The 26,597-nt window shown below is 41.1% G+C and carries 27 protein-coding genes; 16 read left to right on the top strand and 11 right to left on the bottom strand.

Features of this window, described 5'->3' with window-relative positions:
- Positions 1 to 20: 20 nt before the first annotated feature.
- Positions 21 to 1,256, bottom strand: coding sequence for an ornithine--oxo-acid transaminase (gene rocD, locus AC4E92_RS01520; protein WP_490238811.1), 1,236 nt, complete (start codon positions 1,254 to 1,256; stop codon positions 21 to 23).
- Between the two features lie 206 nt (positions 1,257 to 1,462).
- Here rocD and AC4E92_RS01515 point away from each other — a divergent pair, with 206 nt between their 5' ends.
- The gene (locus AC4E92_RS01515; RefSeq protein ID WP_490238810.1) at positions 1,463 to 2,434 is read left to right on the top strand and encodes a phospholipase C/P1 nuclease family protein; all 972 of its coding nucleotides are present in this window, start codon (positions 1,463 to 1,465) and stop codon (positions 2,432 to 2,434) included.
- Here the strand turns inward: AC4E92_RS01515 and AC4E92_RS01510 are convergent.
- From AC4E92_RS01510 to AC4E92_RS01500, 3 genes are read right to left on the bottom strand one after another with little or no spacing between them, the layout of a single operon-like run.
- Positions 2,431 to 2,742, bottom strand: a complete 312-nt coding sequence (locus AC4E92_RS01510; protein ID WP_490238809.1) for a prepilin-type N-terminal cleavage/methylation domain-containing protein — start codon at positions 2,740 to 2,742, stop codon at positions 2,431 to 2,433. The two genes, AC4E92_RS01515 and AC4E92_RS01510, sit on opposite strands and share 4 nt — an antisense overlap.
- Positions 2,739 to 4,700, bottom strand: a complete 1,962-nt coding sequence (locus tag AC4E92_RS01505; RefSeq protein ID WP_490238808.1) for a hypothetical protein — start codon at positions 4,698 to 4,700, stop codon at positions 2,739 to 2,741. The genes AC4E92_RS01510 and AC4E92_RS01505 overlap by 4 nt, the downstream gene beginning before the upstream one ends.
- Before the next feature lie 4 nt (positions 4,701 to 4,704).
- Positions 4,705 to 5,190, bottom strand: coding sequence for a type II secretion system protein (locus AC4E92_RS01500; RefSeq protein WP_490238807.1), 486 nt, complete (start codon positions 5,188 to 5,190; stop codon positions 4,705 to 4,707).
- Positions 5,191 to 5,352: 162 nt separating this feature from the next.
- On the opposite strand from AC4E92_RS01500, the gene AC4E92_RS01495 reads away from it, so the two are divergent.
- Genes AC4E92_RS01495 through AC4E92_RS01445 form a run of 11 tightly spaced genes read left to right on the top strand, consistent with a single transcriptional unit; the run spans position 5,353 to position 15,758 of the window.
- Positions 5,353 to 6,072, top strand: a complete 720-nt coding sequence (locus AC4E92_RS01495; protein WP_490238806.1) for a response regulator transcription factor — start codon at positions 5,353 to 5,355, stop codon at positions 6,070 to 6,072.
- Between the two features lie 3 nt (positions 6,073 to 6,075).
- The gene (locus AC4E92_RS01490) at positions 6,076 to 7,341 is read left to right on the top strand and encodes a sensor histidine kinase (protein WP_490238805.1); all 1,266 of its coding nucleotides are present in this window, start codon (positions 6,076 to 6,078) and stop codon (positions 7,339 to 7,341) included.
- The gene (locus tag AC4E92_RS01485; protein ID WP_490238804.1) at positions 7,328 to 8,620 is read left to right on the top strand and encodes a thymidine phosphorylase; all 1,293 of its coding nucleotides are present in this window, start codon (positions 7,328 to 7,330) and stop codon (positions 8,618 to 8,620) included. The genes AC4E92_RS01490 and AC4E92_RS01485 overlap by 14 nt, the downstream gene beginning before the upstream one ends.
- Positions 8,617 to 10,257, top strand: coding sequence for a phosphodiester glycosidase family protein (locus tag AC4E92_RS01480; protein WP_490238803.1), 1,641 nt, complete (start codon positions 8,617 to 8,619; stop codon positions 10,255 to 10,257). Before AC4E92_RS01485 ends, AC4E92_RS01480 begins: the two co-directional genes overlap by 4 nt.
- Before the next feature lie 23 nt (positions 10,258 to 10,280).
- Positions 10,281 to 12,341 carry an elongation factor G gene (fusA, locus tag AC4E92_RS01475; RefSeq protein ID WP_490238802.1) on the top strand — a complete coding sequence of 687 codons (2,061 nt, stop codon included), beginning with the start codon at positions 10,281 to 10,283 and terminating at the stop codon, positions 12,339 to 12,341.
- A 40-nt stretch (positions 12,342 to 12,381) separates the two neighbouring features.
- Positions 12,382 to 12,663 carry a DUF503 domain-containing protein gene (locus AC4E92_RS01470; RefSeq protein WP_490238801.1) on the top strand — a complete coding sequence of 94 codons (282 nt, stop codon included), beginning with the start codon at positions 12,382 to 12,384 and terminating at the stop codon, positions 12,661 to 12,663.
- 1 nt (position 12,664) lies between these two features.
- Positions 12,665 to 13,255 carry a bis(5'-nucleosyl)-tetraphosphatase (symmetrical) YqeK gene (gene yqeK / locus AC4E92_RS01465; protein ID WP_490238800.1) on the top strand — a complete coding sequence of 197 codons (591 nt, stop codon included), beginning with the start codon at positions 12,665 to 12,667 and terminating at the stop codon, positions 13,253 to 13,255.
- A complete protein-coding gene (locus AC4E92_RS01460; RefSeq protein WP_490238799.1) occupies positions 13,246 to 14,106 on the top strand; it encodes an MBL fold metallo-hydrolase in 861 nt (286 codons plus the stop codon). Before yqeK ends, AC4E92_RS01460 begins: the two co-directional genes overlap by 10 nt.
- Before the next feature lie 15 nt (positions 14,107 to 14,121).
- The gene (locus AC4E92_RS01455) at positions 14,122 to 14,799 is read left to right on the top strand and encodes a hypothetical protein (protein WP_490238798.1); all 678 of its coding nucleotides are present in this window, start codon (positions 14,122 to 14,124) and stop codon (positions 14,797 to 14,799) included.
- A gap of 50 nt (positions 14,800 to 14,849) precedes the next feature.
- Positions 14,850 to 15,086: a glutaredoxin family protein gene (locus AC4E92_RS01450; protein ID WP_490238797.1), complete on the top strand. Its 237-nt coding sequence runs from the start codon at positions 14,850 to 14,852 to the stop codon at positions 15,084 to 15,086.
- Positions 15,087 to 15,758, top strand: a complete 672-nt coding sequence (locus tag AC4E92_RS01445; protein WP_490238796.1) for a 2-phosphosulfolactate phosphatase family protein — start codon at positions 15,087 to 15,089, stop codon at positions 15,756 to 15,758.
- A 29-nt stretch (positions 15,759 to 15,787) separates the two neighbouring features.
- Here the strand turns inward: AC4E92_RS01445 and tpiA are convergent, their stop codons facing one another.
- From tpiA to dnaX, 5 genes are all read right to left on the bottom strand, one after another.
- Positions 15,788 to 16,537 carry a triose-phosphate isomerase gene (gene tpiA, locus AC4E92_RS01440; RefSeq protein WP_490238887.1) on the bottom strand — a complete coding sequence of 250 codons (750 nt, stop codon included), beginning with the start codon at positions 16,535 to 16,537 and terminating at the stop codon, positions 15,788 to 15,790.
- Positions 16,538 to 16,542: 5 nt separating this feature from the next.
- The gene (locus AC4E92_RS01435; protein ID WP_490238795.1) at positions 16,543 to 17,736 is read right to left on the bottom strand and encodes a phosphoglycerate kinase; all 1,194 of its coding nucleotides are present in this window, start codon (positions 17,734 to 17,736) and stop codon (positions 16,543 to 16,545) included.
- 36 nt (positions 17,737 to 17,772) lie between these two features.
- Entirely contained in the window at positions 17,773 to 18,771 is a 999-nt protein-coding gene (gene gap, locus AC4E92_RS01430; RefSeq protein ID WP_490238794.1) for a type I glyceraldehyde-3-phosphate dehydrogenase, read from the bottom strand.
- Positions 18,772 to 18,851: 80 nt separating this feature from the next.
- The gene (locus AC4E92_RS01425) at positions 18,852 to 19,196 is read right to left on the bottom strand and encodes a YbaB/EbfC family nucleoid-associated protein (RefSeq protein ID WP_490238793.1); all 345 of its coding nucleotides are present in this window, start codon (positions 19,194 to 19,196) and stop codon (positions 18,852 to 18,854) included.
- 6 nt (positions 19,197 to 19,202) lie between these two features.
- Complete coding sequence (gene dnaX, locus AC4E92_RS01420; RefSeq protein ID WP_490238792.1) at positions 19,203 to 20,603, bottom strand: DNA polymerase III subunit gamma/tau; 1,401 nt, start codon at positions 20,601 to 20,603, stop codon at positions 19,203 to 19,205.
- A gap of 52 nt (positions 20,604 to 20,655) precedes the next feature.
- On the opposite strand from dnaX, the gene AC4E92_RS01415 reads away from it, so the two are divergent.
- Genes AC4E92_RS01415 through AC4E92_RS01400 form a run of 4 tightly spaced genes read left to right on the top strand, consistent with a single transcriptional unit; the run spans position 20,656 to position 24,022 of the window.
- Positions 20,656 to 21,204 (top strand): transglycosylase SLT domain-containing protein, encoded by a 549-nt coding sequence (locus AC4E92_RS01415; protein ID WP_490238791.1) that lies wholly within the window; start codon positions 20,656 to 20,658, stop codon positions 21,202 to 21,204.
- On the top strand, positions 21,194 to 21,838 hold the full coding sequence (locus AC4E92_RS01410) for a response regulator transcription factor (protein WP_490238886.1): 645 nt from the start codon (positions 21,194 to 21,196) through the stop codon (positions 21,836 to 21,838). Before AC4E92_RS01415 ends, AC4E92_RS01410 begins: the two co-directional genes overlap by 11 nt.
- Positions 21,822 to 23,135 carry a sensor histidine kinase gene (locus AC4E92_RS01405; RefSeq protein WP_490238790.1) on the top strand — a complete coding sequence of 438 codons (1,314 nt, stop codon included), beginning with the start codon at positions 21,822 to 21,824 and terminating at the stop codon, positions 23,133 to 23,135. The genes AC4E92_RS01410 and AC4E92_RS01405 overlap by 17 nt, the downstream gene beginning before the upstream one ends.
- Entirely contained in the window at positions 23,132 to 24,022 is an 891-nt protein-coding gene (locus tag AC4E92_RS01400; protein ID WP_490238789.1) for a DUF1385 domain-containing protein, read from the top strand. The genes AC4E92_RS01405 and AC4E92_RS01400 overlap by 4 nt, the downstream gene beginning before the upstream one ends.
- Here AC4E92_RS01400 and AC4E92_RS01395 read toward each other — a convergent pair.
- Positions 23,921 to 24,802, bottom strand: a complete 882-nt coding sequence (locus tag AC4E92_RS01395; protein ID WP_490238788.1) for a glycosyltransferase family 4 protein — start codon at positions 24,800 to 24,802, stop codon at positions 23,921 to 23,923. The genes AC4E92_RS01400 and AC4E92_RS01395 overlap by 102 nt on opposite strands.
- Before the next feature lie 10 nt (positions 24,803 to 24,812).
- Positions 24,813 to 26,594, bottom strand: coding sequence for a polysaccharide biosynthesis protein (locus tag AC4E92_RS01390; protein WP_490238787.1), 1,782 nt, complete (start codon positions 26,592 to 26,594; stop codon positions 24,813 to 24,815).
- Positions 26,595 to 26,597: the final 3 nt, after the last annotated feature.

Below are 26,597 nucleotides of genomic sequence, written 5' to 3'. Positions count from 1 at the left end.
CACAGTTTTAATGAAAATCCTCAAACAGTTTTCCTTGAGACATTTTTGGTAGAAATTGGTTCTGTGAGAACTTTTGAAATTCTCTCCAGTGCCCAGTCTATTTCTTCTTTCTTTATTACAAGTGGGGGAGCAAACCTGATAACCTGTTCATGCGTTTCTTTACACAATATTCCAAGCTTTGCGAGTTTCTCACAGAAAGGTCTGGCTGTACCATATTCTTCTTTGATCTCAACACCTATTAGAAGACCTTTTCCACGGACTTCTTTTATGTATTCACTCTCAATTGACCTGAGTTGTTTTATGAAATAATCGCCAAGTTCTTTTGCTCTGACATCCAGTTTTTCTTCTTCCAGAACGTCTATCGAAGCAATCCCGACTGCCGCTGCGAGTGGATTGCCACCAAATGTTGATCCGTGATCTCCTGGCTTTAGAACACTCATTATATCATCACTTGTCAGAACAGCAGAAACAGGATATACGCCTCCACCAAGAGCTTTACCAAGTATCAGAATGTCTGGCTTAACATCTTCCCATTGCCAGGCAAAGATCTTTCCCGTTCTGCCAAGCCCTGTTTGAATTTCGTCAAACATCAAAAGTACTTTGTGTTTTCTGGAAATTTCCCTGAGTTCTCTCAGATAACCTTCCTTGGGTACTCGCACACCACCTTCTCCTTGAATGGGTTCTATCAGTATTCCTATGGTACGCTCGTCGATCAAAGCCTCAAGTGATTTTGCGTCACCAAATGGAGCTATTTTGAAACCAGGGGTATATGGTCCAAAACCATCCCGGTACTGGTGCTCTGTTGAAAAAGAAATTATGGTTATAGTTCTTCCGTGGAAGTTCCCTTCAACAGTTATGATATCTCCATTATTCATTGGTATGCCGTGTTTGTAGTAAGCCCATTTACGTGCTATTTTCAAAGCGCTTTCAACAGCCTCAGCCCCTGTGTTCATGAAAAGTACCTTATCGTAACCTGCAAAGGTGGCGAGTCTTTCTTCGAACCGACCAAGCAAGTTGTTGTAAAAAGCCCTTGAAGTAAGAGTTAGCTTGCTTAGCTGATCTGTCATCGCCTTGATAATTTTCGGGTGGCGATGTCCGTGGTTGAGAGCAGAGTAAGCTGAAAGCATGTCAAGGTATTTGTTTCCATCTACGTCCCATACCCAGACTCCTTCTCCTTTTTCAATAACAACCGGGATAGGTTTGTAATTGTGGGCACCGTACCTGTCCTCGAGTTCCATAAAATATGAACCAGTCATTTTAACCCTCCTCTGTAATATTATGTTACTTTCCTGTATAATATTACCATCAGAGCTGCATTCAAGCAAAATCTGGTAATCTTTGACTATGGTTGGCAATCTTTGGCAAATCTTCTCTATTGTTCTTATTCTCTCTCTTTCTTATGTATGCTCTCTTATGCTCGTGTATGCCACTTTCTATGCTAAAATGAAAAGGGGGTGTTGATATGAAAAAATTCTTCTGTGCAGTGTTAATCAGTTTGTGTTGGGTAATGACTTTTGGCTGGTCTGCTCATGAAGTACTCACTTACCTTTTAGTCAAAGATTTTCTTCCAAACAGTGAGAAATTAATTCAAATAACAAAGTACGATTATAGTGAAAAAAGAATTTACAACATGGAATACCTCAGACTTGATGATTACTGCGGAGAGTTCATCAAATCCTGCACTTTGAGAGATACCTGCTATCTTCCTCCTGATCCAAAACCGGTTGATGGAAAGGTTCCAGTGTGGCAGATAATGATGGTGTATTCAGTTGAGCCTGATTTGGGTATGGATGAAGGATTACAGCTTTCACCTTTACAGAACATCATTGGGAATAGCCAGGGTGTCAGACACATGAAGTACAACTTGGCGATTTTTGAATTTTTCGAAGGCAGTCAGAGTTTTTATTATTTTGTCGACATGTCCCGACAGGCATTCAAAAAAGGCGATGAATACTGGGGATACCGTTTTTTAGCAAGGGCACTTCATTATCTTGAAGATTTATCAATGCCATACCATAACACTCCAGGTACCTTCTTTGACACTTTAAGAGCGTTTTTCGATAAGCAGACCGCTCAATTTCTTTCAAATTCACACTATTCCTATGATGAATATCTGGCTTATCTGCTGTATGAATACGATCAGGACATTGTAGATGCCATAAAAAAAGCCCAGCCTGAAAACAGCAGATATCTGCGCCAGCTGATACAAAAAGTTCGCTGGCTTGGCTTGAGTAATATAGATAATGTCGACAGACAACTGAAAGCGGTCTATGGAGATCTTCTCAATGAGCGTGTACTGACGATCTCTGATTACGCTGCTCGTAAAGATGAACTTCAGCCATTAAAGCAAACTACAGTGAATATCATCTCAAGGTTTTCAGCTCTGGCTCGCGGATTTTTACTGAGTTTTCTCAAAGAAGTCGGGCAGATTTAGAATCTTGGGTCTTTCAGCGCGTAGACATAACCTTGAAAAACTGATCTCACTTCAATTGAATCGAAAAACGCATAGGCACCAGCAAGCTGATAATTGAGAACTTTGTCAAGAGTGTTCACAAAAGTGCTGGAAACCTGTCCTGCAAAGTTCGAAGTCGTCTGGTTGAAAAATGTCGCTGTATTTGCGAGAATTTCGTTCGATTTTGAGAAGCTTCTTATGACCTGATCTGCCGATAGAATCAAAACAAGTAAAGCCACGGAAATGATAGTTATACCAATGATCAACTCAATTAGAGAATATCCTCTCATCTGAGTCGCAACCCTTCAAGCAAGATAGCACCGGTCATTGGAGAAAAACCTCTTTTTGCTGAATAAAGCCGATTATCAAAGATGTTGAATTCCTTCAAACCTTTGCTACCGCTCCATGTTGCAGTAACGGCTTCTGACGCAATTGAACCGAAGACAACTCTGTAGCTTAAACCCTGAAATTTGCTGTAGTCAACCTTAAAGGTTGGAACCAGCACCTGATTACCTTGACCTGGTTTTTTATTTCTGTCCCAATACATGGTGAAGATGCTCATGTCCATACGAAGATTCCTGATGCCAGAGCCAGTCTTGTAACCATCGTGCCATGGTACAATTATATCGCCGGTTGTTATCAAATTTATGTGATCTTTGCTTCCAACCTGTGCGAGCTTTTTGTACCATGCATCCCAAAAGGTTTTCCCATCAATCAGTTCGAGCGTCTGGCTCCCATCCACAAGTTTGAGTCTGCCCTTAACATCCCTGTTGTTGGGGATAGGAGTTTTATCGGCAAAGAATGGGTTCATGAAAACTTCGTAGCTTTTCCCCTGATACTCAACAATCATCGTCGAGTCATCTCTGGCGCTGTAGTATTCTATGTCTGTGTAGATTTTAACTGTGTCCCATGGAGTTTGTTCCTCCTGTCTGCCTTTGTTTCCCATCACAAGTATCGTCCAGTCTCCCATGAAGATATTCTTGTTCCAACTGTCTTTTTTACCTATTCCGATGGAAGAATTGGTTGTTTCGCACAAAAGACCCAAAAAACCATTGAAAGATGGCAGGGATGAAGTGTATCTCTTTCCAGATTCAGTTTCGGTGGCAACAACACTGATCGGTACATTTGGTGGACCAGGGAATGGAATGATGAGTTCAACCTGATACGATCTACCGTCTTTCTTGAAATACCCATCTGGTCCAGAGAATTCTATTATCTGTACATCATTTCCATTCATTTTTGATATCGATGAATTGATTATCAAATCATCCTTATTCGTATTAGGAAGTTTGGAATAGGTTAAGATAAGTCCTGCAGGGTTCTGTGGGATATTGGCATTTCCCTTTGCAAGATCAACGATGTCCACTTTTTCAAAACTCGAAAGCTGTGCCTCCCAGTACACTTTTCCCTGATAAGCTGACTTGAAAGCAGCTACATCGTTATCGCTGAGAGTCACTCGACCACCAAGGAAAACATCACTTTGTTTTGCTGGTCCGATCAAATAATCACGAAGGATTCTGTAAAAAGACTTTCCATAGAATCTCGGTCCAATGGAACCTCCTATTCCCAAACCACCAGTGCCTCTGTCATCTACTCCAAACCAGCTCGGACCATCTATAACTTCACCGTCGCCATAATACGTCATCGATGGTATGCCATTGGGCAGAAAAACAGCGTAATTGAAGAAACCTTCAGGACCAACAAGCGCCCATGCCCATGAAGTACCAATATTTGTGCATAATAAAACAAGCCAGGATCGGTCATTAGACTGCGAGAAGGCATAAACGCGTATCTTTGAAAGGTCTGCCTGTATCAGTTTTTTTGCCTTACTGTCGATCAAAGCTTTTTTTAAAGGTGAGTCACTTCCGCTTGCAAGTTGTAAAAGATTTTTGAGTGTTGAAAATTGCACATCACTTATAGAACCACCGGTGAAAAAATCTTGCCATACAGTTTTTTCAACCGGTCCAGAGCTGTTGATGATTACATTTTTTACTTCTCCAAAATCAGACGGGACTGTCAGGTGATCTGCAAGATAAAATCCATTGGCTACGCTGTATTTGCTTCTCAGGTAAGCACCAGCAGTTGCTATGACCTTTATTGCGTCTGATTTTTCTTGCAGTCTCTGTACGGTAAGTGAAACTTTTCTGATAGTAGCTTCTATTTGTGTAAAAATTGCAACTGAAATTATTGCGCATACGGCAACAAGCAGTATACTGATCACTATTATATATCCATTTTTTGCCGTCATACGCTCACCTCACACCGGGTGGATAAACATTAAATTCCAGACTCAGGATCGAATTTGTATCAAATGGATTTGGAGCACTCACAGTGAGTTTCAGTGGAAGATCGATCTCGGTTGACTGGTTTGATTTTGAAAATCTTATAGTCACATTTTCAACTGGAACCGTTTGAACCTGATCATTCTCGCGGTAGTTGAATTTGGTATCATCTACTATTTCTATCGCAGCGTTTATTTTTTGTCCAGAAATGATTATATCAAAAGTGACTTTTGTAGCTGATTCTATCTTCACAGAATTAGATGGTCCTGAAGCTTTTATCAGGTATTCGTTGACCCTATCGGCTGTCTCGGTCAATCTTCTGAGTGAATCAAGCAGAGCAATGTTTTTCTGTGATTTGACCAGGTAATTATTGAGAACAAGTGTGAGTATGACAAGAAAGCTTGAAAAAATGGCAAGGACGATTAGCATTTCTAAGAGGGTGAAGGCTTTTTTCATTCAAATACCTCCGATACCTCATTATAGCATGTGATATCTGAAAAAATTGATATGACCAAGAATCCATGTTACAATTCTCAGAGTTTCTGTTATAATGTTAACACGGTGTGGATTTCAAAACTGATTTTCCAAAAAGGAGGTGTACCCGAAGAGGGTGTAGATATGGCGAAAAAGAAAATTCTTGTCGTGGATGATGATCCATCAATCATTGAACTGGTAAGCTACAATTTGGCTCGCGAAGGCTACGACGTCTTGAAAGCCTACGAAGCCGAGGAAGCACTCAAAGTTGCAACGAATGAACCGGTGGACATGTTCATTGTCGACATCATGCTACCTGGGATGGATGGGTTTGAGCTCGTCAGACAACTGAGAAGCACCGAGAAGTACAAGAACACACCCGTAGTATTTCTCAGTGCAAAAGGTGAGGAATTCGATAAGGTCCTTGGTCTGGAGCTTGGTGCTGATGACTACATCACAAAACCCTTCAGCATCAGAGAAATGATAGCAAGAATCAAAGCTGTTTTCAGGAGAATTCAACTCAGCGTTCAGGAAAGAGAGGAAAGACCAAAGAAGATAATTGCAAAGGGATTAGAAATCGATGTTGAAAGATACGAAGTTAGAGTGTTTGGACAAAAAGTCAGCCTCACGCCGCTTGAATTTGAACTGCTGAGATTTCTGGCTGAAAATGAAGGAAAAGTCTTCAGCAGAGATGTTCTACTGGACAAATTGTGGGGTTATGACTACTACGGCGACACACGAACCGTTGATGTTCACATCAGAAGACTCAGGACAAAAATCGAAGAAGATCCATCCAATCCAAAGTACATAATCACTGTGAGGGGCAAGGGGTACAAGTTCAGAGATCCTGGGAAGGAAGAGTAGTAAGTGGCAGTTTTCTTGGGAGCTTTAGCTGGATTTGCTGCTTTTGTATTTTTCTACGCTGTGATTCGAGACAGAACGGTTAAGAACCTGAGACGATTTTTCATCAGGGTGGCGGAGTTGGTGAATGTTCCAGATGACTCGCCACCTTCTTATGTCCTGGAAACACTTCGCAAAACCATAACCAATCTGGAAGATGAACTTGCCATGGCTCAAAAGAGCAGAGAAAACACGATGACTTTGCTGGATAACATAGTCGACCCAATTTTGTTTGTCGATGGGAATACCGGAGAAATACTCTTTGCGAACACAGCCGCACAGAAAATAAGTCGACCCATCGTTACGACAAAGAAAATCTATGAAGCTCTGGAAGATTATTATCTGATAGAAATGTTTGACGAAGCTGTCAAGAGCTGGCAGGTTCAGGAAGGTAATGTGATAATATACGTCGAAGGTAAAAAAAGGTATTTCTCCTGTAAAATGATACCCGTTCTTTTACCCAGAGGCGAAAAGAGAGTGGTCATACTCTTCCACGATATGACAAAAGAATATGAGCTGAACGAAATGAGAAGAGAATTCGTTTCCAATGTTTCTCATGAGCTCAGAACTCCTCTCACTTCTATACACGGCTATGCAGAAACACTTCTGAGCGATCCTGAAATGGATCCAGATACAAGAAACAGATTTCTCACGATAATAGAGAACGAATCCGCCAGAATGTCAAGATTGATAAACGACCTTCTGGATTTAGAGCGCCTCGAATCCGGTGAAGCAAGATTTGATTTTCAAGAAGTCGATTTGTGCGCAGTGGCAAAGTACGTGATGTCCATTGTCGAGCCTCTTTCAAATGATTATGGTGTCAAAGTCAGCTTTGATTGCCGTGATGTAACAATCACTGGAGATCAGGACAGGTTGATCCAGATGCTTTTGAATCTGGTTGACAACGCAATAAAGTACACGTCTTTGAAAGATACCGGTGAAAAGAAGGTCAAAGTTTCGATCAGTAAATCTGATTCTCATGCGATTATAAAAGTGTCTGATACTGGACCGGGTATGCCACAGGAAGCTCTGAACAGGATATTCGACAGATTTTACAGAGTCGACAAGGGACGCAGCAGAAAAATGGGTGGTTCTGGATTGGGGCTGTCAATAGTGAAAACCATTGTTGATCGGCATAACGGAGAAATCTCTGTGGAAAGTGAACTTGGTGTGGGTACGACTTTTACGGTGAAATTACCTATCAAAAGGACTGAGAACGATGAGGATGTATGACATCATAAAGAAAAAAAGAGATGGTTTGGAACTCACTTCACAGGAAATAGAATTCGTCGTGAACGGGTATGTCTCTGGAAATATACCGGACTATCAAATGGCTGCTTTGCTCATGGCAATCTTCTTGAAAGGTATGAACCAGAGGGAAACTTATGATCTGACTTTGAGCATGGCAAAATCCGGTGAGATGCTCGATCTATCATCGATAGAAGGTATTAAGGTCGATAAGCATTCAACCGGTGGTGTTGGTGACAAAACCACACTCGTTGTGCTTCCGTTAGTTGCTGGTTTTGGAGTCAAGATTCCCAAAATGTCCGGCAGAGGGCTGGGTCACACAGGTGGAACCATAGATAAACTCGAATCGATACCTGGCATGAGAACGGAATTGACAAAGAAGGAATTTTTCGAGATCGTCAAGAAAATTGGATTTGCTGTGGCAAGTCAGACCGGAAATCTTGTACCGGCAGATAAAAAGATCTATGCACTCAGAGATACGACAGCTACAGTTGATAACATTTCTTTGATCGCTTCGAGCATTGTCAGCAAGAAGCTCGCAGGTGGTGCCGACGCCATACTATTCGATGTCAAAGTAGGATCTGGTGCGTTTTTGAAAGATATAAATCAAGCCAAAGAACTTGCATATCTGATGATAGACATACTCAAAAGATCTGGAAAACTTGCTAAAGCGGTTTTGTCAGACATGGACCAGCCGCTTGGCAGAATGGTGGGAAATTCTCTTGAAGTAATCGAAGCTATAGATACCCTTAAAGGTCGTGGACCAGAAGATCTGACAAAATTATGTGTTCGCATATGCCGTGAGATACTCGATCTTGTCCATATAAATGTGACTGAAGAACAGATCATGGATGAAATTTTTTCTGAAAAAGCCCTCGAAAGATTTGCAAGATTTGTTGAAGCACAGGGTGGAAATCCCGCCGTTGTAGACAATTACAATCTATTACCGGTGAGCAAAAAAGTTGTAGAGGTCAGGCTGAACAAATCCGGTTATGTGAGCAAGATAAACACAGAAGCTGTAGGAATTGCTTCAGTAGTACTTGGAGCAGGTAGATCAAAAAAAGAGGATCACATCGATCCAAGTGTCGGTATAAAAGTTCTAAAGAAAATAGGAGATCATATTCAGGAAGATGAACCGGTTGCTCTGATGTATGTGTCTGAAAAAAGCGATGTCGATCTGGCTATAAAATTGATACAAGATGCCTACGAAATCGTCGATGAAAATGTAAAACCTCGTGAGATTTTACTTGGGGTGATCGAATGAGAATCATATCTGTTCTTGGCGTGCTCCTTCTGAGTACGCTGGCTTTGTCTCAAATTCTGATTGGCATAAACGGCAATTTTGCCACACTGCAGGAAAGTAACGGATATGTCGAACTCAAATCTATTGATCAAATAGGAGCTTCATTCATTGTCTCAGAAAAATCTGGTAGAGCTTATTTCATATACAACAAAAAGATCACGATCATTGAAAAAGATGGCACCGTCTTTGTAGATTTTCTTGATGCTTACCCTAAAAGTGCCATTTACACAAAAGACAAAGTGATGATAGATATGGATCTTCTCTCGAAAATCCTTGGAGTCAAAAAATATCAGACAGCAACAGGTCAAGTGGTTTTGCTGGACAGTGTCTGTATTCTCACGTCAGTTGATTTTTCACAAAATCAATTAAAACTCAATTTTCTTGGATTCCCATTTGTTGAAATGATGAAGATAAATACACAAAAATCAAAGGTTTCAATTCAACTCGCACCCTGTCTGTCGAACATTTCTTCAACAAGCACTGTGAAGATCAGCCAGGCTGAATATGTAACTTCCCTGGAAATCACCCTCGAAAGTGATGTCGAGCCGTCTGTAGCCGTTAAAGTAGATGGGAGTTCGGTGAATCTGAGTTTGAGATTTCCACAGGCTGGTAAAGAAATACTCGCCGAGGGTGTCTGGTGGGAACAAAAAACCGAGAAGATCGGTGGCAAGGATATGCTTGTGAATTATCTGTGGATCGATCCAAGTCTTGTGGAATTGAAACCACAGATAAGCAGCGGTGGTATAGGGACCTTTGAAAGTGTCGAGAAGATGGTTGCAAGAACAGGTGCTATAGCCGGTATTAATGCAAATTACTTTGATCCGAATACTGGCCTTCCAATAGGTCTGTTGATCGTTGACGGCAAAATACTGTCCATGCCCTATGGTAACAGACCTGTTTTCGTACAGACAAAATCTGGTTCTGTGTACATTGCGAGAATGTATTTTGATCTGAACATAAAAATCGGGCAGTTGCTCTTTTTAGTGAAAGGTGTAAACACGGTGGCACAGGGAGAGGTCTTGATATTCACACCGGAATTTGGCATGACAATACCCCGTCGTGATGGTATGATCTATTTCAACGTCGTGGATGGGAAAGTCAGTGGCTATGGCTGGTCCGCTAAAGCACCAAAAGACGGATATATCTTGGCAATATCCAGCAACTACGAGAGATATTTGCAAGGGATACAGATTGGTGATAAGGTCGAATATGTCATAAACACCGATTTTCCATACCCAATAAAACACGCTGTTGAGGCTGGACCTTTGATTCTATATGCGGGTGCACCAATACCAGACAGAAATGATGAGAAGAACCGGTATGGTGGTAACATAGCTCGAAGCAATGCTACAAGAACGCTTCTTGCAACACTTTCAGATGGCAGAGTAGTTCTGGCGGTGATAAATGATCAAAATGGTTCTGGAGGTGTGAACTACGATGACTTAGTTGAATTCTGCATGAATAAAGGGTTTTATTCTGCCATGAACTTCGACGGAGGAAGTTCGTCGGTAATGGTCATCAAAGATCAGGTGGTTAGCAAAACCCCTGCTGCCTGGACAAGAGCAATACCAGTTTCTTTACTTGTTTTGAAAAAATAACAAATGAAGTTGGAGGTGGAGAGATGAACAGACCGGTTGATAAAAAAAGAAACATTGCACTGATAGGGCATAACGGCTGTGGAAAGACACTTCTTCTTTCGGCGATGCTTTTTGATGTTGGAATTTTTGACCGAATAAGCTCCAAATTAATTGACACAGATCCCATTGAGGAATCAAAAGGATCGAGTATTTCTTCTCACATTTTTTCTTTTGACTGGAACGACCACAGATTGACAGTCATTGACACTCCAGGTTTTGGTGATTTTATAGCAGATGTTTTAAACAGTGTTTTTGTGTGTGAAAATGTTTTGAGCGTGGTCAACGCAGTTGCCGGTGTTGAAATACAAACAGAGAGAACCTGGCAGATTGCCGAAAGCATGAACAAACCTATCATGGTTTTTGTGAATCAAATGGATAAAGAAAGAGCAGATTTCGAAAACACTCTGCGTGCTCTTAAAACGGCATTCAATAAAAAGATAGTTGCGTTGGCTTTGCCAATAGGAAGTGAATCAGAATTTCACGGTGTTGTTGATCTTGTTGCCGAAAAAGCCTATGTGTACGAAAACGGCAAGGTAAATGAGACTGCAATACCTTCTTCAATGTTACAGAAGGTCAAGGAAATGAAATTGAAAGCAGTCGAAGATATTGTTGAATCAGACGATTCTCTTATGGAAAAATACCTGGAAGGTCAGCAGATCCAGCCACAGGAATTGACCGATGCACTGTTGAAAGCCTATAAGACAGGTTTAGTTGTTCCTGTTTTCTGTGGTTCAGCCGAAAAAAATATCGGTGTTGATATTTTGATGAATTACATAACCAAACTCGGCGCAAGTCCATTAGATAGTGCCCCATACGAAGCAAAACTGGAGTCCGGGGAAAAAGTAAGCATCAATGTGAGTGAAACTGAACCATTCTGTGCGTACAACTTTAAGACCGTCGTTGATCCATTTGTTGGTCGTGTGAGCTATGTAAAGGTGATCGCCGGCACTATAAAACCACAGGATGGTTACTTCAACGCCAATAGAGGTACTTCTGACAAGTTTGGTCGTATTTACTTGGCTCGCGGAAAGGAACAGATTGAAATAGACCAAGCCACAATTGGTGATATAGTAGTCTTACCAAAACTCAAGGAAGGTTCCGTCTGTGAAACATTTACCCATAAAGATCGAAAACTGACCATAATACCCCCTGAATTTCCAGAACCGATGTTCTCACGATCTGTTAATCCAAAATCCAAAGCCGATATAGATAAAATCAGCAATGGTTTGTCGCGCTTAGCAGAAACCGACCCCACTTTCAAGTGGGAGTATGATCCTGAGACTGGCGAAACGGTTGTATCCGGGCTTGGGACAATCCATCTGGATGTGATGATAGAGAGATTAAAGAGCATCTTTGGCGTCGATGTAGATGTTGGCAAGCCAAAGATCGCTTACAGGGAAACGATTTCCAAAAAGGCTGTTGCTGAATACAAACACAAAAAGCAAACCGGTGGGCATGGACAGTACGGGCATGTCAAGATCGAGCTGGAACCACTTCCAAGAGGTGCTGGTTTTGAGTTTGTTGACAAAATATTCGGTGGAGTCATACCGAAGAATTTCATTCCTTCTGTTGAAAAAGGCATAGTTGAGGCAATGAAGAGAGGCTCTGTTGCAGGATACCCGGTTGTAGATGTTCGTGTTACGCTTTTCGATGGATCCTATCACGAAGTCGATTCATCTGATATCTCATTCCAGATTGCTGCAATCCAGGCTTTTAGAAAAGGAATGGAGGATGCAAAACCGGTTCTACTTGAGCCAATAATGGAAGTGGAAATCTTTTGTCCAGACGAAGTTGCAGGAGATGTCATAGGTGAGGTAACAAGCAGAAGGGGTAGACCACAGGGTATGGAATCAATAGGAAGGGGTATGTCAAAGGTAAAAGCAGAGGTTCCTCTGGCAGAAATGCTCGATTTCTCTGGCAGGCTATCAGGTATTACAAGTGGTCGTGGGTACTTCACGATGAAGTTCGTACGCTATCAAGAGGTACCAGCCAATATTCAGGAAAAGATCATTCAGGAAAGAAAGCAAGAAAGTCAAAATGCATGACAAAGGGGGGATTTCCCCCCAATTTTTAAGGTGATTTTGAATGCACGTAGCTGTTTTGAATTACAAACTGAGGTTGTTTGGCATATCCAGTCTCAAAGAAAAACGCTCATTGCTGAAAAAACTAATCAATGAAATCAGAACAAAGTTCAATGCATCTGTATGTGAGACTGGATACAATGACTCAAAAACATGGTCAGAGCTGGGAGTTGCGATCGTTTCGCCAGCACAAAATGTGCTTGATGCCGTGATTGAGGATTTAACGGCGTTGATAGAAAATACTCACGGTCTTGAGATAGTTGAGGTTGAAAAAGAAGGTTGGTGAGATGAACCAGGTTCTTCAGGAACTACACAGAATTTCCAAGTTGTTGCTCAGCGACAAGCGTTTTTTGCATGTCAAATCTTGTGTGGACTTTGCCGTGCAACTTGCAAAAATTTATAGAGTAGATGAAGATCGTGTGGCAATTGCTGGATTTGCACACGATATCTTCAGGGATATAAAAACAGATGTGCTTTTGAAGATGGCTGCTGCATACAAAATTAGAATCACAAAACTTGAAAGGTTGAACCCGATACTTTTACACGGTAAGGTGGCAGCGGAATTTGTCAAAAGAAGATTTAACCTGAATGATCGAGAAATTCTACAAGCCATAGCATACCACACAAGTGGCAAAAAGAATCTTTCGGATATTGGAAAGATCGTTTTTTTGTCAGATTCGCTTGAGGAAAACAGAATCTACGACAATGTCGACTGGCTCAGGCAGGTTGCAAAGCAGGATTTAGACCAGGCACTTTTTTTGGTAACGCAGAACAAAATACTGTACGCGATCAAAAAAGGTTTATTCATCCTACCTGAAACTGTGAGCATGTGGAACTGGTTGGTAAGACTGAGGAAGGAAGATTCTGATTGGAACTGATATGGTTCAACGACAGATTAGGTGTTCTGAGTGACAGAACAAACCTTGGATTGATAAGATTTTCAAGCGATGTCATGCTGATAGACTCTGGTATAGATGAATCTTATGCGCGCAAAGCTTTGAAGATAATCTGTGAGAACGGTCTGAGATTGAGATGGCTTGTTAACACGCATTTTCACGCAGATCACATAGGTGGCAATGCTTTTATGCAAAAAAAGATTCAAGTCCAGATTCTCACACATCTTTTGACAAAACCATTTGTTGAGTTCCCTATTCTTGAGCCGCTGAGTTTATATTGCGGGGCAAACCCTCCTGATGAACTGAGATCAAAATTCTTCCTGGCAGAACCTTCAAAGGTAGATGTTACATTCGAAGGCGATTGTTTTTTCAACGATGTACATATAATAGAACTACCAGGTCATGCACCGGGTCAGATCGGGTTGGCTCTGGACGGTTTGATTTTTGCTGCTGATGCGATCTTTGGAGCTCAGATTCTACAAAAGAAAGGTATTGTTGTTTACAGTGATATAGATGCAGCTCTCAAGTCACTTGAAAGGCTTAAAGGCTTCAATCGCTGTGTGCCATCACATGGATCAATTGATGATACTGATCTTGTTTCTTTGAACAAATCGCACATAGAATTCACAGCACAGAAGATCTACACTTTCTTGGAAAGGCCAAAGAGCGAGGAAACTCTGATCAGTGAAATGATTCAAAACTTGCAAATTGATTCCACGGGCATGTATTATCTTTTTAGAATGACGGTGCTGGCTTATCTAAACTGGCTAAAGAAAAACAGTCTGGTACAGTTTTGTGTTGATAAGGGTAAGATAATATGGCAAAGATCATAAAGGAGGCGTGAGACTGTGAAAAGAAGAAGAAGTGGTCTTTTGTGGTTTTTGTTAGTAGCTGTTATTGTCGTTACAGGCTTTAGTCTGTGGTTTTTGCTGAGTTCAAATGCCATTAAGAACTCAGAAGAATTCAGAGCTGAAACTGTTCATTTTGCTTTTGTATGCAAGGATGATAATGTAGCTTATTTTGTACGCGTTGATACGAATAAGAGAATGATATACATCTTGAGATTTCCACAGTACTCTTTTAACCCGTTGACTAACAGGGTTTTGGATGTACAAAATCCCTTAGAGGTTTTCAGCTTTGCAGAAGCGATGATTGAATCAACCTCGAGTAAGAGATATTACGCCGTTGTGAGCAAAGAACAGCTCTCAAAGTTCTCAAAGGAAGTTGTTGGTCAGAAGGAAGATAATTTCGAAAATCTTCTGAAAAAATTATCGAACAGAAATCCAAAAGCCTTTGATTATCTGTCTTTCAAGCGATGGATATTGGCATTAAAACCAGAGACAACTTTTACTCCCGCCAGCCTTGCAAAGTTGATGTACGAGTTGCAGAGAAACGCACTGAGATATTACTATCCTGAAGCTATCACCGATAAACCAATACAGATCGTTGTTGATGGAAAGACATATCAACGCGTTTATCTGGATGCAAACAGTATACAGTCCATAAGAGACGATATAAAAAAATAAGTGTTGAAAATTCCGACAAAAATGGTACAATATTTGTCGGAGGTGGATGAATGTACAAGATAACAGTTTACACCGCACCGGGTTGTCCCTATTGTGTCAAGGTGAAGAATTATCTCAGAGAACTCGGCTTAAAATTCACAGAGATTGATGTGTCAAAAAGCCAGAAGGATGCAGAGAAACTTGTTAGGAGAACAGGTCAGACCGGTGTTCCCGTTGTAGAAATAGGTAACCAGCTTGTGATTGGTTTTGACAAGGCAAAGATAGACAAACTTCTTGGAGTGAGATAGTTGATCGATGTCTTGTTTCTACCAGAGCCTGTGTCACAACAACACGTCTGTGTCGTTGTAGATGTTTTGAGAGCAACAAGTACTATCGTTACAGCACTTGCAAATGGTGCTGAATGTGTAATACCTGTCAAAACTATATCTGAGGCTAAGAGAAGAAAAACAGAAAAAACTTTAATCTGTGGTGAAAGAGGCGGAGTGAAGCCAGAAGGGTTTGACCTTGGTAATTCACCAAGAGAGTATCTGAATGTAAGAAATAGAGAAATCGTTCTGACAACAACGAACGGCACGAAAGCTATATCCATGATCAATTCGCAAAGGTTGTATGCAGCCTGCTTTTTAAACTTGCACGCTGTGGTTGAGAAATTGAAAAAATATGAGCATGTGACGGTTGTATGCTCTGGGCAGGAAGGAAAGATTGCGTACGAAGATGTACTGTGTGCAGGCGCAATTGTCTATGAATTGAGCAACAATGAACTAACAGATGGAGCGAGAATATCAAAAGAATTATGGGAACAATCAAAGAACAGCGATCTTTCAAAATTGCTCCTTAAATCGCGGCACGCACAGGAGCTTGTTGAATATGGATTTTCACTGGATGTCGCATTCTGCGCTCAAAAAGATTTGTACAGCATTGCACCGATCTTTGTCAAAAATCGTTTTGTGATTGAATAAAAACAAGCCCCATTAAGGGGCTTGCTCGTTTATATTAACCAGGAGACTATTTTTGCAAGTTCAACAAACTGATCATCAAGACTTGCTCCACCCACCAGACCGCCATCGATGTCTGGCTGAACCATCAATCCAAGAAAGTTTTCGGGTTTAATGCTTCCTCCGTACAGAATGGGTATCTGTTGAGCAAGTTCTTGATCATAGAGCTGTTCAAGCAATCTTCGTATGAACAAATGCACCTGCTGTGCTTGGTATGGCTTTGCAACTATTCCCGTTCCAATTGCCCAGACTGGTTCATAGGCTATCACGACCTTTTTAACATCATCTTTGCTCAAGCCAAAAAGAGCTTGTCTGATCTGAGATTCAACAACACAGAAGGTCAATCCTTTTTCTCTTTCTTCCTTAGTCTCACCGACACATATAATTGGCTTCATGCCATTGCTGAGTACAGCTCTGATTTTTTTGTTGATTATTTCATCTGTCTCACCAAAGATATGACGGCGCTCAGAATGACCGATGATCACATACTCAACATTCAGTTCTTTTAACATTACAGGAGAAATCTCACCTGTGAAAGCACCAGATTTTTCGTAATGACAATTCTGTGCACCAAGGTACAGATTGCTTTTTTTGAGTATTTCTGCAACGTCAGAAAGACAAACAAAAGGCGGGCATAGCACTATTTTAAAATTCATGCCCGCCAGGTCCTGAGCGAGTTTGTTGACGAAAAATTTGGCTTGCTCATTGGTTTTATTCATTTTCCAGTTACCGGCTAAGATGATTCTATCTATTTTTTTTTATCTGCTATGCTTGTAATACCCGGAAGTTCTCTGCCTTCGAGAAATTCGAGCGATGCTCCACCACCTGTTGAAACGTGTGAATATGCCGTCTCAAGACCGAATTTGGCAACTGCAGCCGCAGAATCTCCTCCTCCAATGACGGTCGTGCCATTGACTTTTGCTATCAACTGTGCAACGGCTTTTGTTCCTTTTGCAAAGTCATCTATTTCAAAAACACCCATGGGACCATTCCAGACAACTGTTTTGGCATCTTTGAGAGATTCCTCAAACAGTTTTATCGTCTGTGGTCCTATGTCAAGACCCATCCATCCATCTGGTATACCATCTTTGATCTGAACGATTTTTGTCTGTGCACCAGCTTCCATTTTTTGAGCTATAACCGCATCGACTGGCAATACTATCTGAACTTTCTTCTGCTGGGCTTGATTGAGAATTTCCCTTGCAAGTTCTAACTTGTCATCTTCGACAAGAGATGAGCCCACGGGTATACCCTGCGCTTTGAAAAATGTGAACATCATTGCTCCACCTATGAGTAATCTATCTGCTTTGTTCAAAAGATTTGTTATGACTCCTATTTTATCTGAAACCTTTGCTCCACCCAGAACCACCACATATGGATGTTCAGGCTCATAGGTGACCTTACTGAGAAATTCAATCTCTTTTTCCATCAAAAAGCCTGCGACACTCGGTATGAATGTGGCTATACCGACATTTGAGGAATGTGCTCTATGAGCTGTGCCAAAAGCATCATTAACATGGATATCTGCAAGTTCAGCCCATGCTTTTGCAAGTTCCAGATCGTTTTTTTCTTCCCCCGGGTGAAACCTGGTGTTTTCCAGAACCAAGATGTCCCCGGGCATCATATTCTTAACAGCCTGTTTTACCTCTTCACCGATGAGCTGTGGTACGAATGAGACATTCAAACCAGAAATTTTTCTGAGATGATCTGCAACTGGTTTGAGACTGTATTTTGGGTCTGGTCCACCTTTTGGTCTGCCAAGATGAGAGAGCAAGATAACTTTTGCCTTTTTCTCGACAGCGTACTTTATGGTCGGTAAAGCCGCAACGATCCTTGTATCATCAGATACCTTTCCTTCTTTATCTATGGGTACGTTGAAATCCACTCTCATTATCACGGTTTTACCAGATAGATCTACGTCCTTTATCGTTAATTTTTTCATCTTTCCACCTCCAAAAGAGGGGAGGAAGAACTCCCCTCACATGAGTTTTGCAACGAGTTCAACTGTATCTACAACGCGACAGCTATAACCATATTCGTTGTCGTACCAGGAGAAGACTTTGATCAAATTACCTTTCACATTTGTCAAAGTGGCATCGAAAATACCAGAATAGGTCGTGCCAATTATATCGCTGCTGACAATTGGATCAGTGTTGTACTTAACGATGCCTTTTAGAGAACTTTCACACGCTTGCTTTACAACTTCGTTGACTTCATCAATCGTTGTTTGTTTCTCGACGACTGCAACAAAATCAGAGATAGATCCATCAGGCACCGGTACTCTCAATGCAACACCATCAAGCTTTCCTTTGAGTTCTGGAACAACTAAAGCAACAGCTTTTGCGGCACCAGTAGTAGTCGGTATTGTATTGATAGCAGCAGCTCTGGCTCTTCTCAAGTCTTTGTGTGGTAAATCAAGTACTCTCTGATCGTTGGTATAAGCATGCACAGTTGTCAGAAAACCACTCAAGATGTTGAATTTTTCATGCAGTACCTTGATTATCGGCGCAATTGAATTTGTTGTACAGGAAGCACATGAAATCACCGTATGTTCTGGTTTCAAATTCTTCTCGTTACATCCTATGACGACGGTTATATCTTCACCCTTTGCCGGAGCTGTGATTATGACTTTCTTGGCGCCTGCCTGAAGGTGCAGCGAAGCCTTCTCTTTGTCGGTGAAAACACCTGAAGACTCAATAACTATGTCCACACCGAGATCTTTCCAGGGAAGTTTGGATGGATCTTTTTCGCTGAAAACCATGTAGCTCTTTCCGTTGATGATCAATTCCTTATCCTTGGCAAGAACTTCGTTTGGATAAATTTTGTGAACAGAATCGTACTTGAATAGATGAGCAAGAGTCGGGGCATCGGTAACATCGTTGATGGCAACTACCTCGAGGTTCTTCCAGTTACGCCTCAGGATCTCTCTGAGTACAACTCTTCCCACTCTTCCAAAACCGTTGATAGCTACTTTCATACTTTTTCCCTCCTTAACGTGGGTGTCTAAGGATATTCTACTTGGTTATGTTTACAACATTTACGAATTTGTGTAAAATCTCACAAATTGGGAAGACCTTCAAAGCCAACAACTTTTGAGAATTCCTCATTCCTTTTCTTTGTAACTTCCCTCATGGCTTCATTGATTGCCGCAATCAGTAAATCGTTGAACATCTCACGATCCTCAAGCAGTGAATCATCGTATTCTATAGCAGAAACTTCATAATTGCACTTTGCAGTTATTTTAACGGCTCCTCCGCCAGATGTTCCAATAACCTCTATTTTCTCGAACTCTTCTTCGATTTTCTCAAACTGCTCTTTCATCTGTTGCTGGAGCTTTTCAATGCCTTCTGGTCTCTCAGGCTTGCCATAACTCCTTCCACCGAATCCTTTAATTTTTTTCACATCCACTCACTCCTCTATGCGAATTTTGCCTGGAAAGCTTTCCTGGAGTTTTTGAAGTATCCTTTTTTCCCGTTCTTCGTCAATGATGATGTTTATCACAACGTCTTTCTTCATCTTTGATTTGAAAAGATACTCAACTTCAAGGATCTTTTCTCTCAGATACTCGTATTGAAACTTCTGAGATGGAAGAAATGATATCTCAACAGTATCACCTTTTTGGACGATTTTTGACTGGGCAAGTGCGACGTATATCGATGTGTCTTTTTCTTCTTTTATCCAGTTCAGCACTTTTTCAATTTCAGATTCAGAGTTATCCTCTAATCGAGTTTTGCTGTTGATTTCTCCAACTGAATCTTTCTTGTGAATTTGCTCAACAGGCTTTTCCGAGGTTGTTTGCTCTGATAGATGTGCATTTGCAAGATTCATCGATAAAATCTTACAGATGACTTTCTTGTTCTCTGCAAATCTCAATTCTCTGGATATTTCAATCAAGTTTCTGGCAAGTTCGAGCAATTCTCTGGATGGTTTTTCTGAAATTTTTTCCTCTATTTTTTCAATTGCCAGCTGAACAAGCTGGTAGACATCATAGCCATCTTCGAAGACACTGTCGATCAGCCGATCTATTTGTGAGACCTTTCCGCCCAGTAGATACTCGATGTATCTCTCAACAGTCTGTGAAGGCACAAGACCGAGGGCTTTTTCGACAACCAAGCTTGTTATATCGTCCGTAGTGTAATTAGCGATTTGCTCTAAATAAGACAGAGCATCTCTCATCCCACCAGCCGATCTTTTTGCGATCAATTTTGCCGCATCTTCGTGAAGTTTCAGATTTTCCTTTTCCGAGATCTGTAAAAGGTTTTTGACAAGATCGTCTTCGGTGAAATTTTTAAATTCAATTACCTGGCACCTTGAGATTATGGTACTCGGTACCTTTTCCAGATTTGTTGTCGCAAGGATAAAGGTTATTTTCTCGGGTGGTTCTTCCAAGGTTTTCAATAAAGCATTGAATGCCTCACGTGTGAGCATGTGAAATTCATCGATTATGTAAACTTTGTATTTGCCAAGCATTGGTCTAAAGCCTACAGCATCTCTAATCCTGCGAATCTCATCTATTCCCCTATTGGAAGCTGCATCGAGTTCTATAACATCAGGATGTATACCCTTGTCGATTGCAATACAGCTATCACACTGACAGCACGGCTCATAATCATTCCTGTTGGGGCAGTTCAAGGCTTTTGCCAGTACTCTTGCCACTGAAGTTTTTCCGGTACCGCGAGGACCAGTGAAAATGTATGCATGGGACACCTTATCTTTCAGAATCGCATTCTGAAGAACCAGTTTGGCTTGTAACTGGTCTATAATTTGGTTGAAGTTCTTTGGCCTGTATTTGCGATAAAGAGCTTCCACAAAGTTCCACCCTGTGAAATTATAACAGATCAGAGCTCTGGAGGTGCAAAAAGTGTTTGCTGGGAAATTGAAGATAGCGACGTTGATTGTCATTTTGATCGCAGCTTTGTTAATTGCAGAACCTGCACCAGATTGGTTTAGAGACATGGTCGTACAAGCAAGGTCCAGGCACGGTTTGATTGTTGACAATGAGATCATCGATGAACTGTACACGGCAATCGTAGAGATAAGTAAAAAATATGATTTTGACCCAATCTTAGTAATAGCACTTATAAACGTCGAGAGTGAGTTCAGAAATGTGGTCGGTATGGCTGGAGAAATGGGATTGGTCCAGATAAAAAAAGAAACGGCAGAATTCGTAGCTCAGAAATATTCACTCGCCGAACCAGAGGGAGGATGGTCGGCTCTTTTATGGGATTTTCGCATAAACATTGAATATGGTATTCTATATCTCAAGTACCTGCTCGACAGGTACTCTGGCAACCTGTTAAAAGCACTTGAGATGTACAATGGTGGTAATATGAAAACAGAGTATGCCAACAGGATAGTCAAGGAGTACAAGGAGTTGATGCAGAATAAGGTTGTTAATAGTGGAAGATGATCAAAAAATATCCCGCCTTCTGGAAATACTCTTTTCGAATCACGGGTATGAGGTATACGTCGCAGGTACAGGCGAAGAAGGATGGAAGATGTACTCGATGTATAATCCTTCTCTGGTGATACTTGATTTGATGTTACCCGGTATGGATGGTTTTGAAGTCCTTGAAAAAATAAGGTCTGTAGATGAAGAAGTTGGGATAATCGTATTGACAGCTCGCGGAGAAGTGGAGAACAAGATACGTGGTCTCAAAAAAGGTGCAGATGACTACGTACCCAAACCGTTCCACTTAGATGAGTTACTGGCAAGAGTCGAAGCAGTTGCAAGGAGAGTGAGAAAACCAGAACAGTTCAAAATTGGGCAGCTTGTTTTTGATATAAATTCAAAGATGGTGATCTTTCCAGACGGTTCAGCCACAGTGCTTTCAGAAAGGGAAAGTAGCCTGCTTTACTATCTCTGCATAAATGAAGGCAAGGTTGTGAGTAGAGAAGAATTGCTCAAAGAAATCTGGGGTGACAGCGAATACATAAGCAAGAATATTGTTGATGTTTATGTGAAATACCTGAGAGATAAAATGAAAGAATATGGTCACATGATAAAGACCATCAGGGGAGTTGGATATGTTCTCAACACTTAAATGGAAAATGGTGTTCTGGCAGACGGTGCTTTTTTCCGTAATACTCGGTCTTGGATTGATAACTGCCTACACTTTGGTCAAGAATATGCACCTGAATCGCTCGACAGAAAATCTCAGAAGAGATGTACTAAACGCTCTCAAAATGCCCGGGAGAGTTTTAATGAACCTTCAGCTACCACCGGGTGTAGCTGTACTGGATGATAATGGAAATTTGGTATTGGGAAGCATCAACACAGAACATGAATATTTTAGGAAATTCGTTGAACAGGTTTTGAAAGTGAGACGACCAACTTACATAAAACTCGGGAAGGATGAATATTTTGTCGCAAAAGCCAGATTTGTAAGCGTTTTTGGAGAAAGAGATTTTTACTTGCTCGCTCCAGCAGGAGGTATGGGAGATTTTCTGAAAATTTTGTCGCGGGCATTTATCATCTTCTGGATATTCTTCAGCGGAATATCTTTTCTTGTGGGTAATTACTTTGTCAGTAAATCCCTTGCACCGATGAATAGAATCACAGATGAATTGAAAGAGATAAACACAACAGATCTGACAAAAAGGGTCTACGATCCTGGACTCAACGACGAAGTTTCCAAGCTTGCCAGGACTATCAACAACATGCTCGATCGCTTGAAGATCGGTTTTGAAGCCCAGAACGATTTCATAAACGATGTTTCACATGAACTGAGAACACCCCTGACCACAATACAGGGTTATGCGGAATTGATTCAGCGCTTTGCCGACAGAAAAGATATCGTCATAGAATCGGCTCAGACAATACAGGAGACTTCTGTAAAACTCATTAACCTTTCTGAGACATTGCTTATGCTCTCAAAACCTATAACCAAATTGGAAATAAAAACTATCGAATTAAGACCATTTTTGCAGGAGTTAGCTGATGAATTTAAGCACCAGTTCAGTGATTTTCAAATAGATGTGGAAGGAGAGGGAAGTGGCTGTGCAGATCCAAAGGTATTGCAGATTATCGTCAAAGCCCTGACTGAAAATGCGATAAAGTTCTCAAAAGATAAAAAACAGGTGATTCTAAGATGCGGTAATGGATGGATAAGTGTCAAGGATTTTGGCATAGGAATAGATGAATCGGAAAAAGAAAAGATCTTTCGAAAGTTCTACAAAGCCGATAAATCGAGATCGAGCAATGGGTATGGCTTGGGTCTGTCTTTGGTTGAAAAACTCTCTCGAATAATGGGATGCAAGATAGATGTTAAAAGTAAACCCAATGAAGGAAGTGAATTTACAGTGATTATGCCTGAATGTCACGAGGAGGAAAGGACATGAAAGTTGGAGGACAAGCGATCATCGAAGGCGTGCTGATGATGGGCACAAATGTGGCAATAGCAGTCAGAGACAACAAAGGAAAAGTGGTGGTTGAAGAGATCGGCAAAAAAACTCCATCGAATTCCAAACTGTTCAGAATAGCTTTTCTAAGAGGGATTGTCAGCCTTTACTATTCTCTTTACTACGGGATATACGCACTTGACAGGTCTGCTGAAATAAGTTCCGGGCAAAAAATGAAAAAATCACAAGCCATTACATCGCTGCTCTTTGCTATTGTCCTGGCTGTAGGTCTTTTCTTCGTTTTACCGGTTTTTCTGACAAATCTATTAAAGCCTTTAAGAGGCAATGAGTTTGTATTCTCTCTTGTTGAAGGCTTGATCAGATTGGGCTTGTTTTTGCTATATGTCTATGTCATTTCACTTTTCAAAGATGTGAAGAGAATCTTTCAGTATCACGGTGCTGAGCACATGGTCATTCACGCATACGAGGCAAATGAAGAGTTGACTGTCCAAAATATTAGAAAATACAGCACAATCCATCCAAGGTGTGGAACGAGCTTTGCCATGATTTTTTTGATAATCTCCATTGTCGTTTTCAGCGTACTTGGTTCATTAGTTTCTCTTGGAATATTCTGGAAAGTACTCAGCAGGATAGTACTGATTCCGGTTGTAATAGGATTTTCGTATGAATTTTTGAGAATATCCTCTATGGGTTCAAAACTCATGAAAATTCTGACTTCCCCTGGTTTGATACTTCAAAAACTCACAACAGCCATACCCGATGATTCACAGATCGAGGTTGCTGTGGCTGCCCTTAGAAAAGCAGTAGATGAACAGCCCGGTACAGATCAAAAGAAAAACACCGAAGGACCAGAATTTTTCGGTTAGTCCCAAAAGGTTACACATAAAAGAAAATCCAATCAACAGAACCAGAGTTCGCCAGACACCTATTTTTCTCATGAAAAGATGATGTGTGTGGTTTTTGTCAGCGATGAAAGGGTTTTTGTGCCTGATTGTGCGTCGTAAAAAACTGCTCACAACTTCATAAGCAGGATATCCTAGAAAAACTGTTGCGTAGCACAGATCTCCTTTGAAAAAAACGAGAGCAGAGAGTGGTAGAACAGCTCCCAGAATAGCTGAGCCACTGTTACCAAGAAACGATTTCGCTTTTGGCAGATTGAAGGGTAAAAAACCTGCAATTGCAAGACCAAGAGGCCATTCGCCAATTAAAAATGCACTGATCATTGAGGTAGAACATGCAAGCGCATCCATTCCATCGATCATGTTCAGGGCATTGAACATGGACATGAACCAGAATACCTGAACAATCTTTGCGACAAACCCGGGCAATGGATTGGAAAGAAAATATATCTCATCTGGACCGATCATCATTTGGACAAGAGCTATCATTAACTGGAATGGTAATTTTATTTTGTATGATAGCTGCTCAATATCGTCTAAGATGCCCAAAAAGAATGCAAGACAGATGATTAATGCCATTTTAGTCTGGTTTTCCACCACAAGCAAAGCCACAAAAATAGCTATCCCACCGGTCAGCGGTATTGGTATTTTATGAATCTTTCTGCTGCTCGGCAGATCTACAGGAAATTTCTGCGGGAAGAATCTGACAAACAGCAGACTCAAAAAGAATGATATTATAAAGCTCATCTGCAACCTCTCAAAATGACCTCAAAAATTTGTAGATTTTCTCAGCTACTTGATCAGGTTCGTTTACAGAAATTTGCAGAATTTGATCTATGGTATGACACAGAGTATTGTAATCAACGGATTTTTTATTTTTTACCACCATCACCTTTGGATGAGATGTTGGCATGACGATCTCATCCTGGTAAAAAAGCTCCTCTGTTATTTTCTCACCATTTCTGGCTCCCGTGTAAATTATCTTGATATCTTGGTCAGGAACAAGACCGTGCAGGATTATCAAAGTCCTTGCAAGTTCATCTATTGAAACAGGTTTACCCATATCCAGCACGAATAGATCCTTGTTTGTCCCAAAACTCGCAGCTTGCAGGATAAGAGAAACTGCCTCTGATATACTCATGAAGTACCTTGTCATCCTGGGATCTGTGACAGTTAATGGTCCTCCTCTTTCAATCTGTGCATTGAATTTTGGTATTACACTACCTCTACTGCCTATAACATTGCCGAATCTGACGATCACGAAGTTGGTCTCACATGCAGAATCGATAGAAAGAAGCAACAGTTCGGCAAGTCTTTTTGTTGCGCCCATTATCGATGACGGATTCACAGCTTTGTCGGTTGAAATGAATACCATTTTTTCCGCTTTGTATTTACAGCACAGCTCGGCAAGGATCTTTGTTCCAAGTGCATTTACTCGAACAGCCTCGTATGGATTTTCCTCCATCAACGGCACGTGTTTGTGAGCTGCCGCGTGAAATATTATCTGAGGCTGCATCAAAGCAAAAATTTGCTCCATTCTAACAGCATCTGCCACATCAGCTATTACACGTTTTTTTACCAGATCAGGATGGGCAATTGACAGTTCTTCGTCTATTTGATAAATACTGTTTTCTCCTTTACCAAGTAATATGAGCAACGACGGTTCAAGATTTGCAAGTTGCCTGCACAGTTCACTTCCTATGCTTCCACCGGCACCGGTTACGAGCACTCTTTTACCTTTTATATAGGATCTTATCATTTCTAAGTCAACTTTTGTCTCAGTCCTGCCAAGCAGATCTTCCACCGTCAGTTCTCTCAGATAACCCACTTTTGCTTGTCTGTCTGTCAGCTCATATATTCCCGGAAGAGTGCGGATTTTCACAGTTTTCGGATCAATCAGAGAAACTATTCTTCTCATCTGCTCAGCATTGGCTGATGGAATAGCTATTATAACTTCATCGACTTTCAATAGCTGGATAACGTCCTTTGCTCGATCGATCGGACCGAAGATCGGTACCCCGTGAATTTTTCTACCTATCTTTCTTGAAGAGTCGTCCAGAAAACCCACAACCTTTCCAAGGTTGGGTCTGTGCTCAAAATCTTCAAGCAACATCGTCCCTGCACTGCCAGCACCAACTATCAGCACTCTCTTCTTACCAGATGGTTGTACGCTGTTGAGCCACTGCCAGAAAAATCGACTTGCCATCAAGAGCATTGCAGAACCAAGAAAGGTCATCATACCAACCGAACGCGGCATAACAATAGATTTTGTCAGATGGAAAAACAAAACAGACAGCAAATAAGCTAATACAGATCCACGGATCAGAACAATCATATCCTTGAAAGATGCATATAGCCAGACGATGCTGTAAGTACCATTTAATGTGTAAACAACTGATGCTATCAAACAGTAAATAGGTATACTCCAAAAATACTTTGCAAGTTCTGGCCAGTCAAAACCAAGTCTGACAAACAGTGCCACAATTCCAGCAAAAAAAGTTAAACCAACATCAAAAACAAAGAGAATGAACTTTCTCAATAT

The sequence above is a fragment of the Pseudothermotoga sp. genome (assembly GCF_031962025.1).
Lineage (GTDB): Bacteria > Thermotogota > Thermotogae > Thermotogales > DSM-5069 > Pseudothermotoga_B.
The sequence above is the reverse complement of the archived record's forward strand: the minus strand, read 5'-3'. Positions and strand labels throughout refer to the sequence as shown.

Bases quoted from the DNA above. Each gene is read 5' to 3' on its own strand.
- rocD (WP_490238811.1), bottom strand. From the start codon at position 1,256: ATGACTGGTTCATATTTTATGGAACTCGAGGACAGGTACGGTGCCCAC.
- AC4E92_RS01515 (WP_490238810.1), top strand. From the start codon at position 1,463: ATGAAAAAATTCTTCTGTGCAGTGTTAATCAGTTTGTGTTGGGTAATG.
- AC4E92_RS01510 (WP_490238809.1), bottom strand. From the start codon at position 2,742: ATGAGAGGATATTCTCTAATTGAGTTGATCATTGGTATAACTATCATT.
- AC4E92_RS01505 (WP_490238808.1), bottom strand. From the start codon at position 4,700: ATGACGGCAAAAAATGGATATATAATAGTGATCAGTATACTGCTTGTT.
- AC4E92_RS01500 (WP_490238807.1), bottom strand. From the start codon at position 5,190: ATGAAAAAAGCCTTCACCCTCTTAGAAATGCTAATCGTCCTTGCCATT.
- AC4E92_RS01495 (WP_490238806.1), top strand. From the start codon at position 5,353: ATGGCGAAAAAGAAAATTCTTGTCGTGGATGATGATCCATCAATCATT.
- AC4E92_RS01485 (WP_490238804.1), top strand. From the start codon at position 7,328: ATGAGGATGTATGACATCATAAAGAAAAAAAGAGATGGTTTGGAACTC.
- AC4E92_RS01480 (WP_490238803.1), top strand. From the start codon at position 8,617: ATGAGAATCATATCTGTTCTTGGCGTGCTCCTTCTGAGTACGCTGGCT.
- fusA (WP_490238802.1), top strand. From the start codon at position 10,281: ATGAACAGACCGGTTGATAAAAAAAGAAACATTGCACTGATAGGGCAT.
- AC4E92_RS01470 (WP_490238801.1), top strand. From the start codon at position 12,382: ATGCACGTAGCTGTTTTGAATTACAAACTGAGGTTGTTTGGCATATCC.
- yqeK (WP_490238800.1), top strand. From the start codon at position 12,665: ATGAACCAGGTTCTTCAGGAACTACACAGAATTTCCAAGTTGTTGCTC.
- AC4E92_RS01450 (WP_490238797.1), top strand. From the start codon at position 14,850: ATGTACAAGATAACAGTTTACACCGCACCGGGTTGTCCCTATTGTGTC.
- AC4E92_RS01435 (WP_490238795.1), bottom strand. From the start codon at position 17,736: ATGAAAAAATTAACGATAAAGGACGTAGATCTATCTGGTAAAACCGTG.
- gap (WP_490238794.1), bottom strand. From the start codon at position 18,771: ATGAAAGTAGCTATCAACGGTTTTGGAAGAGTGGGAAGAGTTGTACTC.
- AC4E92_RS01405 (WP_490238790.1), top strand. From the start codon at position 21,822: ATGTTCTCAACACTTAAATGGAAAATGGTGTTCTGGCAGACGGTGCTT.
- AC4E92_RS01400 (WP_490238789.1), top strand. From the start codon at position 23,132: ATGAAAGTTGGAGGACAAGCGATCATCGAAGGCGTGCTGATGATGGGC.
- AC4E92_RS01395 (WP_490238788.1), bottom strand. From the start codon at position 24,802: ATGAGCTTTATAATATCATTCTTTTTGAGTCTGCTGTTTGTCAGATTC.